Genomic DNA, 17,783 nt, shown 5'->3' with positions numbered 1-17,783 from the left:
CGAAAGATTGATGGGTAGAACAAGAGGGGATGAATCAGTACTGTAATGCGTGAAACGCGTGTGATAGGTAGAATAGGTGATGGCATTGACCACACAGGTCGCTAATGCTTGGATGGAAGGAGGATTATAAGGATTTATATGAGAGAATCGGGCCTGTAAGAGGCGAGATTGAAAATGATGAGCATTGCCCCATTTATCTCCGCTGACCGCTGTTTATGTACAGCTCGGTTTCTAACAGATCGAACCGTCTCTTCTTCTCACATCCGGATTGCTTTTTTAAAATAACGCCGCACCTGCAAAAAACGGCAGGCTGCCGTTAAAAGATTTCTCCCGCCCTGTTTACATCTTTCCCTGCAGGGAGATACTAGCTGATAAATTCTTTCTGCAGGAGGTTTGCTATGAGTTGGTCAGGGGCGGTAATCGCCATTCAGCTGTTTTTTGGAATCGTGATCGGGCTGTATTTCTGGAACCTGTTGAAAAATCAACGCACCCAGAAAGTTTCAATTGAACGTGAATCAAAAAAAGAAATGGAACAGCTGCGGATGATGCGGCGGATATCCTTAACGGAACCACTGGCGGAAAAAGTGAGGCCGGCCAGTTTCAATGATATAGTCGGACAAAGCGATGGAGTTAAAGCACTGCGGGCGGCACTGTGCGGACCGAATCCGCAGCACGTCATTATCTATGGTGCGCCTGGAATCGGTAAAACAGCTGCGGCAAGGCTTGTCCTGGAAGAAGCGAAGAAAAACGAGCAATCGCCTTTCAGGCCGTCGGCCGTTTTTGTTGAGCTTGATGCGACGACAGCGCGGTTTGATGAAAGGGGCATCGCGGACCCGTTAATCGGATCAGTGCATGACCCCATTTATCAAGGGGCAGGGGCAATGGGGCAGGCCGGCATCCCTCAGCCGAAGCAGGGGGCAGTAAGCAATGCGCATGGCGGGGTTCTATTCATTGATGAAATCGGTGAGCTTCACCCGATTCAAATGAACAAATTGTTGAAAGTCCTTGAAGACCGTAAAGTATATTTTGAAAGTGCTTATTATAATGAAGAAAACACGCAGATTCCTCTACATGTCCATGAAATTTTCCAAAAGGGACTGCCGGCTGATTTCAGACTGATCGGAGCGACTACGAGAACGCCATCTGAGATCCCTCCAGCAATACGCTCCAGGTGCATGGAGATCTTTTTCAGGGAGCTCGACCAGGATGAAATTCAGGAAATCGCCCGTAATGCCGCTGAGAAAACAGACCATTCGATTTCGCAAAACGGCCTGAATATCGTCTCGCAATTTGCCAAAAATGGCAGGGAAGCAGTGAATATCATTCAGATTGCTGCTGGACTCGCCATTTCAGAAAACCGGGAAGAAATTCTCGACAGTGATATAGAATGGGTTGTCAATTCAAGCCAGATGCAGCCGCGGTTTGAGAAAAAAATCCAGCAGCTGTCGAAAGTCGGTCTGGTCAACGGGCTTGCTGTTTATGGGCCGAATACCGGCGCTCTGCTTGAAATTGAAGTGACCGTCATACCTGCCGGAACCGAAAAAACCGGCGGGATTACAATAACAGGGATTGTCGAGGAAGAGAGCATCGGAGGCAGCAACAAATCAATCCGCAGGAAAAGCCTTGTCAAGGGATCGGTTGAGAATGTAATCACGGTTCTCCGCAATATGGGAGTTCCCGCTGAAAAGTATGACATTCACGTCAATTTCCCCGGAGGGATTCCTGTTGACGGGCCTTCAGCCGGAATCGCGATTGCTACCGGCATTTATTCAGCCATCCACAAACGGAGCATCAGCCGGACCATCGCTATGACCGGGGAAATCAGCATACATGGCAACGTCAAGCCTGTCGGCGGTGTACCTGCGAAAGTAAGGGCAGCTCAAAAGGCAGGCGCAACGCATGTCATCATCCCTGCAGAAAATGACCAGGCAATTTTAAAGGAAATAAAGGGTATTACAGTTCATCCTGTCAGACACCTGCACGAAGTTTTTAAACTGGCGATGGTCCAGGAGCCCCCTGGAACCGGTGATGTCCGTCCGGCATCAAGCCAAATGTGAATATACAATCCAGCCTCAAGGGGCTGGATTGTGTTTTGGGGTATAATTACAACGTTTGACCGGATATTCTATACGGGTAAGCCAACAGTAAGCGGAAATGGTAAAATATGCGGAGAAATTCTGTCATACCCGTCCGGCATAATAGACAAACATTCCTGAAATAGGATAGAATTGAACAAAGATTCCATTTGTTTTTTCCAGGATGCATACATGGAGGTGTATAAGAATGGAACATAATAAAATTATGAATATCCCGCTCCTCCCGCTGCGCGGTTTGCTTGTTTATCCGTCGATGGTCCTTCATCTGGATGTAGGCCGGGATAAATCAGTCAACGCACTTGAGCAGGCAATGGTAGACGATCACCTCATTTTTCTTGCAGCACAAAAAGATGTGGGAATTGACGAACCGACGGAGGATGATATTTACAAAGTCGGCACATTATCAAAAGTGAAACAGATGCTAAAATTGCCGAACGGTACTATCCGTGTGCTGGTGGAAGGGTTGAATAGGGCGAAGATCCTTGAGTACACGGACGATGAGGAATATTTCGAAGTCCAAATTGAAAACTTCGAGGAAGATGATACGAAGGGTGTCGAAGAGCAGGCGCTCATGCGGACATTGCTTGAGCAATTTGAACAATACATAAAGCTTTCAAAAAAATTGACTGCGGAAACGCTCGCTTCCGTATCTGATATTGAGGTTCCGGGCCGCCTGGCCGACATGATCGCTTCTCATTTATCACTGAAAATAAAGGAAAAACAGCAAGTCCTTGAAATATTTGAGGTGAAAGGGCGACTCAACAAGCTCATAACGATTATCAATAATGAAAAGGAAGTCCTCAACCTTGAAAAGAAAATCGGACAGCGCGTCAAGCGTTCAATGGAGAAGACTCAAAAGGAATATTATCTGCGTGAACAAATGAAGGCTATCCAGAAGGAGCTGGGTGATAAAGAAGGAAAAACCGGAGAAGTCGCCGAGCTTCGAGGCAAAATCGAGGATGCCATGATGCCGGAGAATGTTACCGAGATTGCCCTTAAGGAACTGGAACGGTATGAAAAAATCCCTGCTAGCTCTGCTGAAAGCTCAGTGATCCGCAATTATATCGATTGGCTTGTTTCGCTGCCTTGGAAAGAGGAAACAGAAGATAATCTTGACATTCATCATGCCGAGAAGGTTCTTAATGAAGATCATTACGGTCTGGAAAAGGTGAAAGAGCGTGTCCTTGAATATCTTGCCGTTCAAAAATTGACCAATTCCATGAAAGGCCCGATCCTTTGTCTTGTCGGCCCTCCGGGGGTCGGGAAGACATCATTGGCCCGTTCCATTGCCAGGTCACTGAACCGAAAATTTGTGCGGGCATCGCTCGGCGGCGTCCGTGACGAGGCCGAAATCCGCGGCCATCGCAGAACGTATGTCGGCGCTATGCCCGGACGCATTATCCAGGGGATGAAGAAAGCGGGGTTCATCAACCCTGTATTTCTGCTTGATGAAATTGATAAAATGTCCAATGATTTCAGGGGCGATCCTTCATCGGCGATGCTCGAGGTGCTTGATCCGGAACAGAACCACAATTTCAGCGATCACTATATCGAAGAGCCATATGACCTTTCAAAAGTCATGTTCATCGCTACAGCCAATAACATGCAGACAATACCTGGCCCCCTCCTTGACAGGATGGAAGTGATCCATATTGCAGGCTATACGGAAGTGGAAAAGGTTCATATTGCCAAAGATCATCTGCTGCCCAAACAGCTTAAAGAGCACGGCATGACCAAAAATGATCTGCAAATCCGGGATGAAGCGATTCTGAAGCTCATCAGGCGATATACACGTGAAGCCGGCGTCCGCAACTTAGAACGCCAGCTGGCAACCCTTTGCCGCAAGTCTGCACGTATTATCGTCTCAGAAGAGCGGAAACGTGTTATCATCACGGATAAAAACATTGAGGAGTTCCTCGGCAAACCTGTTTACAGGTATGGGGAAGCTGAAATCGAAGACCAGGTCGGCACCGCTACCGGGCTTGCCTATACTTCGGCAGGAGGCGATACCCTTGCCATTGAAGTATCCGTATATCCCGGTAAAGGGAAGCTGATTCTGACCGGTAAACTTGGCGATGTTATGAAAGAATCGGCGCAGGCTGCCTTCAGTTACATCCGATCTAGAGCAGAGGAACTGAGAATCGATCCGGATTTCGTTGAAAAAAATGATATTCATATCCATGTTCCGGAAGGTGCCACCCCGAAGGACGGGCCCTCTGCAGGAATAACAATGGCCACAGCACTTGTATCTGCACTGACAGGCCGCCCCGTTCGCAGGGAAGTGGGCATGACAGGCGAAATCACCTTGCGCGGCCGCGTGCTGCCTATCGGCGGCCTGAAGGAAAAATCCCTCAGTGCGCATAGGGCTGGGCTGAAGACGATCATTGTCCCGAAAGACAATGAAAAAGACCTTGAAGATATCCCGGAAAGTGTCCGGAAGGATTTGCATTACGTGCTTGTTTCGCATCTTGATGAAGTGCTTGCACAGGCATTGGCGGGAGAACAGGCATGAAGGTGACCAAAGCAGAAATCGTCATCAGTGCAGTCAAACCTGAACAATACCCTGGTGAAGGATATCCGGAAATAGCCCTTGCCGGACGTTCGAATGTCGGGAAATCTTCATTTATCAATAAAATGATCAACCGGAAAAATCTTGCGAGAACTTCACAGAAGCCGGGCAAAACCCAGACGTTGAACTTTTATAACATCAATGATTCCCTTTATTTTGTCGATGTGCCCGGTTATGGATTCGCAAAGGTTTCCAAAAAGGAGAAAGAGAAATGGGGACGGATGATAGAAGAATACATGACGACTTCCAACCGCCTCAAAGGCGTCGTCCAGATCATTGATCTCCGTCATCCGCCAAGCAACGATGATATCATGATGTATGACTTTCTAAAACACTACGGTATTCCGGTGCTGATTGTCGCGACAAAGGCAGACAAAATACCGAAAGGGAAATGGCAGAAGCACCTTAAAGTCGTAAAAGAGACACTCGAAATGGAGGCGGAAGATGAAGCAGTCATTTTTTCTGCTGAAACCGCCCAGGGAAAAGACCAGGCTTGGTCGGCAATCGAGCGCCTTATCCGTGCCTGACGGCAAACTAGCACCAGAGAGGAGTTACATCCTCCTGGTGTTTTTTCGTTGTTAAGGAACAAAAGGGAGTCATCCAGCTCCAGGCGCCAGCGGCTTTCGTCATAAGCGGGTATCCCCTCCAGAAGGGAAACCCGCCTTCCTGCGGGTACCCCCGCTTATGCGTACGCCGATAAGCGGGCGCCTTGCGCATTTCGAGTGTCCAGCTGTGAGGCAGGGCCTGTCGCCATCATGAAAAAAGGAGTTCCCGCGTGAAAGCCGGGCTGAACGGCGCGAAACAGCTGCTTCGGCGTGAAAGTCGGCCTCTATGGCATGAAATATGGGAGATTACGCGTGAAAAAGTGATCGTTTGGCGTGAAAGAAACGAGATTCCGCGTGAAAGTGCATCTCCCTGATTGCGGTTGTTCGTAAAGGGCGTGAAAAGCCGGGGATATGGCGGGAAGGAACAGTCATCTGGCGTGAAATACGAAGAAAAAGAATAGTTTTTTTATAAAATGAGACAAATCCGGCAGGTTACCGGGCCAAAATGGGTCTGATTGATCCTGTATATGAATAACAGCCCGGATTTGGCCGTCGGCTTGCCTGAAACGGTGAAGAACGTGCCAATTTCCATGCCGGGGGTACTCAGGCTGTACTGGCCTGGCATCATATTGGGATGCGGACCAGCTGAGCTGCCCCCTCCGGGAGGGAAAATCGCCCCACAGCGGATACCCCCGCTTATGCATACGCCGCTGCTCGGGCGCCTTGCGCTTTTGTTCTTTCTTTGCCCGGTTACATTTCAATAATATTAAAAAATATGTTTATACGTTTAATGTTGCGGGTAATTACGTAATAATGCGAATTCTCTTGTATTTTTAAGCAAACAGTTTGGACAACCCCTCAAACCATACATAAGAAGAGCGCAGACCTGCTGAGTGGTCAGAATGAAAATTGAAAAAATTTCACGTCATCTGTAATATTATAGTAGCACTGTCTTTTTTCGAATATTGAGATAATTTGAGGGGAGATGATCTGTTTTCCTTGGGAGTTTACCCGTTTGAAAAGAGGTTCGCTATTAAATGAAAGAGAAAAAAAGGAGAGGGTCTTAAAAATGAAAAAATGGTTTATGACAATGTTAGTATTAGTCCTGACAGCAGGCATGCTTGCCGCATGCGGTGGCGGAGAGGAAGAGGGCGCCCAAACCGGTGAAGGAGAAGGAGAGGGTTCTGAAAGTGGCATGAACCTTGTTGAAGATGGAAAGTTCACTTTCGCGGCATCAGGTGACTTCGCTCCATTCAGCCAGACAGGCCCGAACGGAGAGATGACAGGTTTTGATATCGATGTAGCCAATGCTGTAGCCGAAGAATTGGGACTTGAACCCGTACAGAAGAAATTTAAGTTTGCAAGTATCGTCGAAGGTGTTAAAACAGGCCGCTTTGATGCTGCCGTTGCCAGCCACACGGTCACCGAAGAGCGTGCAGAACACGTTGATTTCACAACCCCTTATTACTACTCAGGTCCGCAAATATTCACCCGCCCGGACAGCGATGTTCAAACACTTGACGATCTGAAAGATAAAGAAATTGCCGTGTCCAAAGGCTCAACTTATGCAAAAAGTGCAGAAGAGGTTACAGATAATATTATCAACTATGACAGTGACGTCACCGCTCTTGAAGCATTGAGCAAGGGGAAACACGATGCGGTTATCACTGACTTCGTAACTGGCAAGACTGCCATCGGCAAAGGGCTTGAAATCGAAGCGAGAGAGCTTCTGGGCCGCAGTGAGCAGGCAATCGCCATTGCTAAGGAGAATGACAAGCTTCTTGAAGAAGTTAACGCAGCCCTTGAAAAACTTCGTGAAGACGGCACGCTATCCGAAATCAGTAAAGAGTATTTTGACGAAGACATCACAACAAAACCCGAATAAACACACACTGAACGTATCTAGCTACGAATTTATGCGGAATGCGCGCTCCTGACTGCGCGCATTCTCTGCATTAAAGGAGATGGAAGACTTGCCTACGTTTGCGCACTTTTTTGAAACATTTTTCGACAGTACTGATATTTTTTTAGAAGCTATGCTTGTCACACTAAAGTTGACGGCAATTTCTGTACTGATCGCCATTTTTATCGGCCTGTTTTTTGCGCTGCTTAAAATCTCCCGCATTGCGGTCTTAGAATGGATTTCCAACTTCTATATTTTCATCGTTCGAGGAACCCCATTGATTGTTCAAATTTTTATCTTCTATTTTGGTTTGACAAGCCTGAATATATCAGCATTCTGGTCAGCGACTCTCGGGCTTGCTTTCCACAACGGCGCATACATTGCCGAAATTTTTCGCGGAACGATACAATCGATCGATAAAGGACAGATGGAAGCAGGCCGTTCCCTTGGCATGACTCGCGGACTTACGATGAGAAGGATTATTTTGCCGCAGGCGTTCCGCAGGGCGCTGCCGCCGCTTGGCAACCAGTTCATCATCGCAACGAAGGACTCGTCATTGGCCGCTTTTATCGGTATGTTTGAATTGTTCAATGCGGCCACTACGATGGGATCCAACAACTTCGATAATATGACCTATTTATTGATTGTTGCAATCTACTATCTCATCCTTGTACTGATCCTTACAGTCGTTGTGAGCTGGGTTGAAAAGAAAATGTCGGTAAGTGACTAATAAGCGGACTAGCCTAAACAGAGCAATGAAGACAGCTGTCCAATGACGTTAAGGAGGTACATCCTTTGAGTAATGAAAAGGAAATGATCAAGGTAGAAAAGTTGAATAAGTCCTTCGGGGATTTGCATGTATTGAAAGATATTGATATGAGTGTGAAAGAAAGTGACGTGGTCGTCCTGATCGGGGCTTCCGGCTCGGGAAAAAGTACGCTGCTGCGCTGCTTGAACTTTCTTGAAATGAAAGATAGCGGAAAGGTCATTATTGAAGGGGAAGAAATCACTCCGTCAACCCATAACTTGAATGAAGTTAGGCAAACGGTAGGTATGGTGTTCCAGCACTTCAATCTCTTTCCGCATAAAACGGTCATTGAAAATGTAATCGAAGCGCCTGTACAAGTCAAAAAAATCCCTAAAAAACAGGCGCTTGAAGAAGGGCGCGAGCTGCTGAAAAAGGTCGGTCTCGCCGATAAAGAGAACGAATATCCATCAAGGCTGTCAGGCGGCCAGAAACAGCGTGTCGCCATCGCCAGGTCTCTTGCGATGAAGCCCGACATCATGCTGTTTGACGAGCCGACGTCAGCACTTGACCCGGAGCTGGTCGGTGAAGTGCTTGCAACGATGAAGGAGCTTGCGGAAGAAGGCATGACCATGGTGGTCGTCACTCATGAAATGGGATTTGCCCGTGAGGTCGCTGACTGGGTCATATATATGCACGATGGGCGCATTGTCGAAGTCGGGCATCCGTCCCAAATTTTTGATAACCCGAAAGAGGAACGGACAAGAGAGTTTTTCAGCACCATCTTATAGAAACTAAAAAACCGGCCCTCTGGCTGATGGGTTCTTTTTCGTGTTCAAAACTTAAATTCATATGATAAAAAGGGTGCCGTTCGTATTGATTACGGCACCCTTTCTTTTTTTACCGGTGTTCTACTATCGATACCAGAGCTTTCTATCCAAACCAGCTGGCTACATAAAATTAAAGCGGGATATCTGTTCACGCACCAGTGGATTGGAGCGGAAGGAATTCGACTCCTCGAAAATGTTCCGCATTTCCTTCGTGCGGTGAGGATTCGAGAAAGCTTTTTTCCGTATAAACTTGATTTCTCCACATATACTATGTCCGATAAACATGTTATTTTTTCTTGAAAAACAGAAAATACAGGCCGAGTGCGATAAGTGCGACTGGCCAAAACCTTTCCATCCAGCTGATTGTCCGGTCGATGAATCCGAGCCATGTCATCAGCCCGTCATAGAACAGGGCAAAAGCGGATAAACCGAGCAATATGAGTCCTGCTGCAATTCCGGATCCGGTCTTTTTCCATTTTGCCATGAAAGCAACACCAAGAATAATTGTGTAAACGGCCCAGTGGTCAGGCCACATCAGGATTCTGCCGGCGGCATGGAAATGGATGCCTAAGCCGACAAGGATAATGCCGGGAAAGATACTGTCACCATCCCCGCCGCTCTGTGACCGGGCCAGAAAAGCGATGCCGATGATGATTAAGAGAGTCGGCCACGTATAGAATGGCTTGAATGCTGAGAATTGTAATTCTTCTAATAAAAAATATAATCCGATTCCTATTAATAGTATTCCTGGAAATATTCCCTGTTTCTTCATTGCCGACCTCCTGTTGATCTATGCGGAAAGCTTGATTATTGCTGTTATCTTTGGTATCTTTTGTGGGAGAGAAATATTTACATTATGATTACTTTTTTGTTGAACTGATTATATATCTTATTATTTTATCATAATTTTCCTTTCGATTTTTGTTCACATTTTTTAATTTGTGGCGAATTTGTCATGTTATAATGTAGGTATCCAACAAGCTTACATTGGTAATCGTAATTACTTAGTTATCGGGGTGAAATACATTGCATATTCTAGTTGTCGGTTTAAATTATAAAACGGCCCCAGTGGAAATTCGAGAAAAACTTACTTTTAATGAAACAGATTTACATGAAGCCGTCAAGAAATTGCGCCGGCAAAAAAGTGTGCTTGAAGATGTCATCTTGTCCACATGTAACCGTACTGAAATATTTGCGGTTGTCGATCAGTTGCATGTAGGGCGTTACTATATTAAAGCATTCCTTGCTGAGTGGTTCGGTCTTGATAAAGAGGAATTCTCCCCCTATTTGACCATCTATGAGGATGAGGGCGCAGTGGAGCACCTTTTCAGGGTTACATCCGGCCTGGATTCAATGGTGATTGGTGAGACGCAAATTCTTGGACAGGTCCGTGACAGTTTCGCACTTGCACAGGAGGAAGGCACAACCGGGACAATCTTCAACCATTTATTCAAGCAGGTTGTCACAACGGCAAAGAAGGCCCACTCCAGTACGGAAATCGGTGAAAATGCTGTTTCAGTCAGTTACGCCGCAGTGGAGCTCGCAAAGAAAATCTTCGGAAGCCTTGCCAACAAGCATGTTGTCATTCTCGGTGCGGGGAAAATGGGCGAACTGGCTGCTAAAAACATTACTGGGAACGGAGCTTCACGGATCACGGTCATAAACCGTACGTTTGAAAAAGCAAAAGCACTTGCTGCAAAATTCGATGGAGAGGCGGAGACGTTGGATAACATCGCAGGCGCTCTGTCTTCAGCGGATATTTTAATCAGTTCGACAGGCTCCAATGACTACGTGCTCACCAAAAAAATGTATAGGGAAATTGAACATAAACGCAAAGGCCGTCCGCTGTTTTTAGTGGACATCGCCGTTCCGCGCGACCTTGACCCTGCTTTGAATGATCTCGAAGGGGTATTCCTGTATGATATTGATGATCTTGAAGGCATTGTGGAAGCCAATAAGCTCGAACGACAGCGGGAAGCTGAAAAGATTGAACTTCTCATCGAAGCAGAGCTTGTGGAGTTCCGCACCTGGCTGAATCAGCTTGGGGTCGTGCCTGTCATTTCCAGCCTGCGGGAAAAAGCGCTGTCCATTCAGGCTGAAACAATGAAGAGCATTGAACGGAAGATGCCTGAACTTACTGAGCGGGAACGGAAAATATTGAATAAGCATACGAAGAGCATAGTCAATCAGATGCTCCGCGATCCCGTAACCCGTGTGAAGGAAATGGCTTCCGAACCAAATGCGGATGAAGCGATCGACTTATTTGTGAAGATATTCGGCATCGAAGAAGAAGTGAAAAAAGCATCGGAAACAGAAAACCGGCTTCATAAGCAGGCTAGAAAAGCAGCCATGCGCATGGATGAAGCGGCGGCCAGGCTTTAAGCCGGCGGCTGGCAGCACGTCAAATGATAATTAAAGGTGTCGGTCGATGAGCAGTATGAATATTAATGTGATTTATGAATTGATGATACTACTCTACTCGTTAAGCGTGCTTTTATATTTTATAGACTTTATTCAAAACAACCGGAAGGTGAACCGTACAGCCTTCTGGTTGCTTTCTATTGTGTGGATTTTACAGACCGTATTCCTGGTTGTGAGAATGCTGGAGACGAACCGGTTTCCGATTCTTACGCTCCTGGAAGGTCTCTATTTTTATGCCTGGGTGCTTGTGACATTTTCGCTGGTCATTAACAGGCTTTTCCGCATGGATTTTTTTGTGTTTTTCACCAATGTTCTCGGATTCAGTTTTATGACTTTGCACTTGCTTGCACCAAATCAGCATTTTGCTGATACATCGGCAGAACGGCTGATGTCTGAGCTTGCTGTCATTCATATCACTATAGCGATTTTGTCATATGGAGCTTTCTCCATATCTTTCATATTATCAATCATGTATTTACTGCAATATAACATGCTGAAACAGAAACAATGGGGGAAAAGGCTGCAGCGCCTGGGTGATTTGTCCACGTTCGAGAAGATGGCCTTCCGTTTCAATCTGATTGGCGTACCGCTGCTGCTGATCAGTTTGATACTCGGTGTCATCTGGGCGAATGCTAAAGTTGAGCAGTTTTATTTGTATGATGCGAAAGTTATCGGATCATTCATCGTACTTGCTGTGTACAGTTTCATTTTGTATATGAAAGCAGGTAAAGGAATACAGGGAAAACAGATGGTTACGTGGAATTTTGCCGCTTTTCTTATTGTATTGATCAACTTTTTCCTATTTGGAAGTTTGTCAAACTTCCATATTTGGTATCCTTAAAGAGATAGATGATTCGAGCGTTCCTTGTCCCGCTCTCGCCTCTGGGCTGGCATTGGGCGCAGGAGCCTCGAAATTCAGGTTTGGTCTCTTTGCTTAAATCTGTAATTTTAAAATAATGAACTGCCAATTGATTCATCAAATAATTGAAAGACAATACAAAAAGCTGGAGGTTTATATGCGTAAAATTGTAATAGGTTCCCGTAAAAGTAAACTTGCCCTTACACAGACCGAGTGGGTCATCGAGCAGCTCAAACAATTCGGCCTGCCTTATGAATTCGAAGTGGAAAAGATTGTGACGAAAGGTGATAAAATTCTGGACGTCACACTGTCTAAAGTCGGTGGAAAAGGCTTGTTTGTAAAAGAAATTGAACAGGCGATGGCGGACAAAGAAATTGATATGGCTGTCCACAGCATGAAGGATGTGCCTTCTGAACTTCCGGAAGGGTTTGTCATTGCATGTGTACCAGAACGCGTCGACTTCAGGGATGCCTTCATTTCGAAATCCGGTCAGAAACTTGATGATCTTCCTGCCGGTTCTGTCGTCGGCACGAGCAGCCTGCGCCGCAGTTCCCAGATTTTAAGCAGGCGGCCTGACCTGGAAATCAAACCGATCAGGGGGAACATCGATACACGTCTGGCGAAGCTCGATACGGAAGACTTTGATGCAATAGTCCTTGCCGCAGCAGGTTTGCAGCGTATGGGCTGGTCTGATGATGTGGTGACGGAATACCTTGCCCCTGATGTCATGATCCCGGCGGTGGGGCAGGGGGCGCTTGCCATTGAGTGCCGTGAAGACGACAAAGACCTTCAGGAACTTCTCCAAAGGCTGAATGACAGGTATACCGATCTGACGACTACTGCAGAGCGTGCATTCTTGTACAAAATAGAAGGCGGCTGCCAGGTGCCGGTCGGAGCCCATGCTGTCATGGAAAACGGAGAAGTGACAGTGACCGCGATGGTCGGATCCCCCGATGGAAAAACGCTTTTAAAAGAAACCGTTACAGACAAAGACCCGGCAGCAGCGGGGAGCAGAGCAGCAGACCTGTTAATTGAGCGGGGCGCCGGCAAGCTTGTGGAGCAGGTGAAAGAGGAGCTTGATCAGTAATGGACAGGGAGCCGGGCCCGTTATATGGTAAACGGATACTGAATCCACGCGCAGCCGGACAGGCGCGCTCCTACAGTGGCCAAATCAGGCAGCGCGGGGGCATTCCGGTGGATATACCGCTCATTCAGGTAAGTGAGCCTGAAGATACGGCATTGATCCGAGAGACGATTGATTGTCTGGGTGACTTTGACTGGATTGTGTTGACGAGCAAAAACGGCGTCCGCTACTTTAGTCATTTTTTGAAAAAGTATAGTGGCGGCAAGGCGGTGGCCCTGCCTAAAATCGCAGCAGTCGGTTCCAAAACGAAAGAGGCTGTTTTGGAAGCCGGCTGGGCCGTAGATCTTATTCCGGAAAAATTCGTTGCTGAATCTCTTGCTGAAGAATTAATAAAATGGACCGGAAAAAACAGCAGGGTGCTTTTGGCGCGCGGCAATCTGGCAAGGGATGTACTGCCGGAAGCTTTGCAGGCCGGCGGCTGTGAAGTGCTGGATATCATTTTTTATAAAACCGATATGAATCATGCTGCAAAACCTCAGCTGGAGCAGGCAGTTATGAACGGGGAAATAGACATCTTCACCTTTACGAGCTCGTCGACTGTCTCTTCTTTTATAGAGCTGTTAAAAGATCTTCCCGCCGATAAACGGACAGGCGGCAAGGTTGTTGCATGCATCGGCCCCATCGCTTCCGGAACCGCTGAAAAGCTTGGCCTGAAGGTTGATGTGATTCCGGAAACCTATACTGCTTCAGGACTCCTTGATGCCCTTGAGGCTTATTGCGGTTGATTGGGGCCATATTTCGGCAGCAAACCGTCTCAGATGTTTCGTATGCTGCATTAGGCGTTTGAAGGACTATAAAAGGAGGTTGTTACCATGAAGGATTTGCAATTTGACCGGCACCGCAGGCTCCGCAGCAGTGCAGGAATGCGGTCGATGATCAGGGAAACGCATTTACATAAAGAGGATCTTATCTATCCCATATTTGTGGTCGAAGGGGAAAATATCCGCAAAGAAGTTCCATCCATGCCGGGCGTTTATCATCTTTCCCTTGATTTGCTGAATGCAGAAATGCAGGAAGTGTCTGAACTTGGTGTGCCATCTGTCATTGTTTTCGGTGTGCCGAACCACAAGGATGAGCATGGTTCAGAAGCATATAATGACCAGGGGATTGTCCAACAAGCAATCAGCCAGATTAAGGAACATTTTCCTGAGCTGACAGTCATTGCTGATACGTGCTTATGCCAGTTCACAAGCCACGGCCACTGCGGCATCGTTGAAGGCGGGAAGATTTTAAATGATCCGACCCTTGATTTGCTTGCGCGCACTGCCGTTTCCCAGGCGAAAGCAGGTGCTGACATCATCGCTCCATCTAATATGATGGACGGATTTGTGGCGGCTATCAGGGTGGGACTTGATGAAGCAGGGTTCGAAAATGTTCCGATCATGTCCTATGCCGTGAAATATGCATCGGCTTTTTACGGCCCATTCCGGGATGCAGCCCATAGTTCACCGCAGTTTGGCGACCGGAAAGAATACCAGATGGACCCGCCTAACCGTCTTGAAGCGCTTCGTGAAGCACAATCCGATATAAATGAAGGAGCTGATTTCCTCATTGTCAAACCGGCCCTGTCTTATCTCGATATCATCAGGGAAGTCCGTGACCGTTTTCATACCCCGGTTGTGGCCTATAATGTCAGCGGCGAGTTTTCAATGATCAAAGCAGCGGCCCAGAACGGCTGGATCGATGAAAAAGAAATCGTGCTGGAAAAACTGGTCAGCATGAAACGCTCCGGTGCAGATCTCATTATCACCTATTTTGCAAAGGACGCGGCACGCTGGCTGAATGAATAATAAACACAGAGGAGGAATAACATGAAAAGCTTTGAAAAGTCGAAAGCTTCGTTTAAAAAAGCGGTAGACTTGATGCCGGGCGGTGTGAACAGCCCCGTCCGCGCGTTCAAATCTGTGGACATGGATCCGATTTTCATGGAACGGGGCAAAGGCTCCAAAATTTATGATATCGACGGAAATGAATATATTGATTACGTCCTGTCATGGGGACCGTTAATTCTTGGTCATGCGGATGACCGTGTTGTTGAGAACCTCAAAAAGGCGGCTGAGATGGGAACAAGCTTTGGAGCACCTACTGACATTGAAAACACTCTTGCCGAGCTCGTTATCGAACGTGTACCTTCAATTGAAGTAGTACGGATGGTTAACTCCGGGACGGAAGCCACTATGAGCGCACTCCGACTCGCACGCGGTTACACAGGACGTAACAAAATCATGAAGTTCGTGGGCTGCTACCATGGCCACGGCGATTCGCTTCTCATCAAAGCAGGATCAGGCGTTGCGACCCTTGGTTTGCCGGATAGCCCGGGTGTTCCTAAAGGGGTTGCGGAAAACACGATCACTGTTCCATACAATGATATGGAAAGCGTTCAGTACGCCTTTGACAAATTCGGCGATGACATTGCCGGCGTCATCGTGGAACCTGTAGCGGGAAATATGGGAGTTGTGCCGCCGCAGCCCGGTTTCCTTGAAGATTTGCGCGAAATAACCGAGAAGAACGGCTCACTGCTTATTTTTGATGAGGTAATGACGGGTTTCCGGGTTGGTTACAACTGTGCCCAGGGCCATTTCGGCGTCACGCCTGACCTGACATGTCTCGGAAAAGTCATCGGCGGGGGATTGCCGGTAGGCGCATATGGCGGGAAAGCTGAAATTATGGAAAAAGTAGCACCGGCAGGACCGATTTACCAGGCCGGCACCCTTTCCGGAAACCCGCTCGCAATGACAGCAGGCTATGAAACCCTCAGCCAATTGACACCTGAATCTTACCAAACGTTCGAGGCAAAAGCGAAACGACTTGAAGAAGGTTTCAAACAGGCTGCCGAAAAGCATGGCATCCCGCATGCGGTTAACCGGGCGGGTTCTATGGTCGGTTTCTTCTTCACAAATGAAGAAGTCACAAACTTTGATAAAGCAAGCACTTCCGATTTGAACATGTTTGCTGCATACTACCGTGAGATGATTGAAGAAGGCATTTTCCTGCCTCCTTCCCAATTCGAAGGCCTGTTCCTATCAACTGCCCACACGGACGAAGATATTGAAAAGACAATTGCAGCAGTCGATCGGGTATTTTCAAAGATTGCTCAGTGATAAGTAAACCGCCCGGATTTCCGGGCGGTTTTTCCTATGGAGAAAACATTCTACATCTTGACCTGGCAGGATTGGGTGGGAGGGGCTTTTCTTTTTTAACCGCTAGCCTTACGTTTAACACCGTAATGCCCCCACTCTTCTTAACAGCAGAATAAAAAATAGCAGGGCAATCGGACAGCTTCAATTAAACGTGTATGTGGCAGCTTCCTAAATAGTATTCATAAAAACGGATACAGGCTCATAAATCTGTAGTGTCGAAGTAAATGCCCGAAAGGAGGAAGTGACTTGTCCGAGGATTATAACCAATCATTGCGGTTTTCGGTAGAAGAAACTGTATGGTTTGAAAGAGGACAGGAAGTATCCGAAATGGTTTCCATGTCCCTTGAACCCGATATTGTCATACAGGAGCATAATCAGCACGTTTCCATAAAGGGGGCTCTATTATTAAGCGGGGAGTACCGTGCGGAAGACTCAGATGGAGATGAGAGTGCCGATGAAGCCAGAAGGGGTATGCGCCTCATCGACAGGGTACAGTTAAATGAGGACGGCACGAGCGTTCTCGAACACCGTTTTCCGATTGATATTACGGTGCCAAAGACGCGTGTCGAAGACTTGAATGACGTATATGTCACAATTGAGACGTTTGACTATGAACTTCCGAGAAAGGGATGTCTCCAGTTAAGTGCGGACTTGTCGATCAGCGGCATATCGACTTCACGGCCAAAAGCTGCAGCAGAACCCGAACCAGTCCGTCAGGAAACCACGGCGGTTGAACCGGAACAAAAACACGGCACCCAGTCAGAAGCTGAAGGGAATGCAGACCAAGCAGATCAAGTGGCAGACACGTCAAAGCCTGTTGAAAAAAGTGCCTACGAGACAGAGGCGTCTTTTCCTGAATCCGGCAGTGAAGTGCCAGATCAGCGGCCGCATGAACCGGCAATGGCTGAAGAACCGGCAAAGGATATAGAAAAGCAGGAAAATGCCGGCAAAACAGATTTTCAAGAAGAGCCGACGGTTCTGGCCAGAGAGGATCTAACGATAGAAGGTAACGGGGAAGCGGAGATTTACGATGAAACAGCCGGCTTCGCCCCGCTTTCAAATGAGGCTGAAGTGCCCGGTTACGACGATAAAGTCATATCTTTCTCTGCTGAATCACGGAAAAAAGCTGACATTGCCAGTGAAGAAGAGCAAGCTGAGGAACCGAAGGAGCTTCAAATCGGCATGAAGGGGCGCCAGGAAGAAAAGGAACATTATTTCATGGCGAGGGGTGAATATGAAGAACCTGTCGAGGAACCGGAAGCGGAAGAAGCGGCCGCCCCTAAATCGGCACACAGTAAAAAACGGGACGAAAATGCCATATATTTGACGAAGTTCCTGTCAAGTGAGCAGGATGATTTTTCACGATTAAAAATGTACATCGTCCAGGATGGAGATTCTCTTGATGCCGTAGCAGAGCGTTATGAACTTCAGACCGGGGCGCTTATTCGGGTCAACAGGCTGGAACAGGATGATGTCTATGCCGGCCAGATTTTATATATCCCGGTTGCTGAGAGCAAAGTATAAGGGACAT

16 protein-coding genes are annotated in these 17,783 nt (G+C 47.3%); 15 read left to right on the top strand and 1 reads right to left on the bottom strand.

The annotated features are described in order from the left end of the window. Window positions 1-398: 398 nt before the first annotated feature. The 8 genes from lonB to A4U59_RS11475 all read left to right on the top strand — a co-directional run bounded on the left by lonB (window position 399) and on the right by A4U59_RS11475 (window position 8,649). On the top strand, window positions 399-2,057 hold the full coding sequence (gene lonB / locus A4U59_RS11505) for an ATP-dependent protease LonB (protein ID WP_070120848.1): 1,659 nt from the start codon (window positions 399-401) through the stop codon (window positions 2,055-2,057). A 226-nt stretch (window positions 2,058-2,283) separates the two neighbouring features. Beyond that, a complete protein-coding gene (gene lon, locus A4U59_RS11500) occupies window positions 2,284-4,608 on the top strand; it encodes an endopeptidase La (protein ID WP_070120847.1) in 2,325 nt (774 codons plus the stop codon). Next, window positions 4,605-5,192, top strand: a complete 588-nt coding sequence (yihA, locus tag A4U59_RS11495; protein WP_070120846.1) for a ribosome biogenesis GTP-binding protein YihA/YsxC — start codon at window positions 4,605-4,607, stop codon at window positions 5,190-5,192. Before lon ends, yihA begins: the two co-directional genes overlap by 4 nt. 248 nt (window positions 5,193-5,440) lie before the next feature. Then, on the top strand, window positions 5,441-5,584 hold the full coding sequence (locus tag A4U59_RS21365; protein WP_157888172.1) for a hypothetical protein: 144 nt from the start codon (window positions 5,441-5,443) through the stop codon (window positions 5,582-5,584). A 153-nt stretch (window positions 5,585-5,737) separates the two neighbouring features. Further along, a complete protein-coding gene (locus A4U59_RS22005; protein WP_211274926.1) occupies window positions 5,738-5,974 on the top strand; it encodes a hypothetical protein in 237 nt (78 codons plus the stop codon). 305 nt (window positions 5,975-6,279) lie between these two features. After that, entirely contained in the window at window positions 6,280-7,095 is an 816-nt protein-coding gene (locus A4U59_RS11485; protein ID WP_070120844.1) for a transporter substrate-binding domain-containing protein, read from the top strand. A gap of 79 nt (window positions 7,096-7,174) precedes the next feature. Further along, window positions 7,175-7,843: an amino acid ABC transporter permease gene (locus tag A4U59_RS11480; RefSeq protein ID WP_070120843.1), complete on the top strand. Its 669-nt coding sequence runs from the start codon at window positions 7,175-7,177 to the stop codon at window positions 7,841-7,843. A gap of 83 nt (window positions 7,844-7,926) precedes the next feature. After that, window positions 7,927-8,649, top strand: coding sequence for an amino acid ABC transporter ATP-binding protein (locus tag A4U59_RS11475; protein ID WP_070120855.1), 723 nt, complete (start codon window positions 7,927-7,929; stop codon window positions 8,647-8,649). A gap of 325 nt (window positions 8,650-8,974) precedes the next feature. Here the strand turns inward: A4U59_RS11475 and A4U59_RS11470 are convergent, their stop codons facing one another. Beyond that, a complete protein-coding gene (locus A4U59_RS11470) occupies window positions 8,975-9,460 on the bottom strand; it encodes a LiaI-LiaF-like domain-containing protein (RefSeq protein ID WP_070120842.1) in 486 nt (161 codons plus the stop codon). 254 nt (window positions 9,461-9,714) lie between these two features. On the opposite strand from A4U59_RS11470, the gene hemA reads away from it, so the two are divergent. The 7 genes from hemA (at window position 9,715) to spoVID (ending at window position 17,776) form a co-directional block, all read left to right on the top strand. After that, window positions 9,715-11,070, top strand: a complete 1,356-nt coding sequence (gene hemA / locus A4U59_RS11465; RefSeq protein ID WP_070120841.1) for a glutamyl-tRNA reductase — start codon at window positions 9,715-9,717, stop codon at window positions 11,068-11,070. A gap of 46 nt (window positions 11,071-11,116) precedes the next feature. Then, window positions 11,117-11,950, top strand: coding sequence for a cytochrome C assembly family protein (locus tag A4U59_RS11460; RefSeq protein WP_070120840.1), 834 nt, complete (start codon window positions 11,117-11,119; stop codon window positions 11,948-11,950). Between the two features lie 175 nt (window positions 11,951-12,125). Then, window positions 12,126-13,055 (top strand): hydroxymethylbilane synthase, encoded by a 930-nt coding sequence (hemC, locus tag A4U59_RS11455; RefSeq protein ID WP_070120839.1) that lies wholly within the window; start codon window positions 12,126-12,128, stop codon window positions 13,053-13,055. After that, window positions 13,055-13,837 carry a uroporphyrinogen-III synthase gene (locus A4U59_RS11450; RefSeq protein WP_070120838.1) on the top strand — a complete coding sequence of 261 codons (783 nt, stop codon included), beginning with the start codon at window positions 13,055-13,057 and terminating at the stop codon, window positions 13,835-13,837. The genes hemC and A4U59_RS11450 overlap by 1 nt, the downstream gene beginning before the upstream one ends. Before the next feature lie 87 nt (window positions 13,838-13,924). After that, window positions 13,925-14,902: a porphobilinogen synthase gene (gene hemB / locus A4U59_RS11445; protein WP_070120837.1), complete on the top strand. Its 978-nt coding sequence runs from the start codon at window positions 13,925-13,927 to the stop codon at window positions 14,900-14,902. 21 nt (window positions 14,903-14,923) lie between these two features. After that, on the top strand, window positions 14,924-16,213 hold the full coding sequence (gene hemL, locus A4U59_RS11440; RefSeq protein ID WP_070120836.1) for a glutamate-1-semialdehyde 2,1-aminomutase: 1,290 nt from the start codon (window positions 14,924-14,926) through the stop codon (window positions 16,211-16,213). Window positions 16,214-16,498: 285 nt separating this feature from the next. Next, window positions 16,499-17,776, top strand: a complete 1,278-nt coding sequence (gene spoVID / locus A4U59_RS11435) for a stage VI sporulation protein D (protein ID WP_070120835.1) — start codon at window positions 16,499-16,501, stop codon at window positions 17,774-17,776. The last annotated feature ends 7 nt before the right edge of the window (window positions 17,777-17,783 follow it).

Source organism: Bacillus marinisedimentorum (assembly GCF_001644195.2).
Classification (GTDB): Bacteria; Bacillota; Bacilli; order Bacillales; family Bacillaceae_O; genus Bacillus_BL; species Bacillus_BL marinisedimentorum.
The sequence above is the reverse complement of the archived record's forward strand: the minus strand, read 5'-3'. Positions and strand labels throughout refer to the sequence as shown.

Bases quoted from the DNA above. Each gene is read 5' to 3' on its own strand.
- lonB (WP_070120848.1), top strand. From the start codon at position 399: ATGAGTTGGTCAGGGGCGGTAATCGCCATTCAGCTGTTTTTTGGAATC.
- lon (WP_070120847.1), top strand. From the start codon at position 2,284: ATGGAACATAATAAAATTATGAATATCCCGCTCCTCCCGCTGCGCGGT.
- yihA (WP_070120846.1), top strand. From the start codon at position 4,605: ATGAAGGTGACCAAAGCAGAAATCGTCATCAGTGCAGTCAAACCTGAA.
- A4U59_RS22005 (WP_211274926.1), top strand. From the start codon at position 5,738: ATGAATAACAGCCCGGATTTGGCCGTCGGCTTGCCTGAAACGGTGAAG.
- A4U59_RS11485 (WP_070120844.1), top strand. From the start codon at position 6,280: ATGAAAAAATGGTTTATGACAATGTTAGTATTAGTCCTGACAGCAGGC.
- A4U59_RS11480 (WP_070120843.1), top strand. From the start codon at position 7,175: ATGGAAGACTTGCCTACGTTTGCGCACTTTTTTGAAACATTTTTCGAC.
- A4U59_RS11475 (WP_070120855.1), top strand. From the start codon at position 7,927: ATGATCAAGGTAGAAAAGTTGAATAAGTCCTTCGGGGATTTGCATGTA.
- A4U59_RS11470 (WP_070120842.1), bottom strand. From the start codon at position 9,460: ATGAAGAAACAGGGAATATTTCCAGGAATACTATTAATAGGAATCGGA.
- A4U59_RS11460 (WP_070120840.1), top strand. From the start codon at position 11,117: ATGAGCAGTATGAATATTAATGTGATTTATGAATTGATGATACTACTC.
- hemC (WP_070120839.1), top strand. From the start codon at position 12,126: ATGCGTAAAATTGTAATAGGTTCCCGTAAAAGTAAACTTGCCCTTACA.
- A4U59_RS11450 (WP_070120838.1), top strand. From the start codon at position 13,055: ATGGACAGGGAGCCGGGCCCGTTATATGGTAAACGGATACTGAATCCA.
- hemB (WP_070120837.1), top strand. From the start codon at position 13,925: ATGAAGGATTTGCAATTTGACCGGCACCGCAGGCTCCGCAGCAGTGCA.
- hemL (WP_070120836.1), top strand. From the start codon at position 14,924: ATGAAAAGCTTTGAAAAGTCGAAAGCTTCGTTTAAAAAAGCGGTAGAC.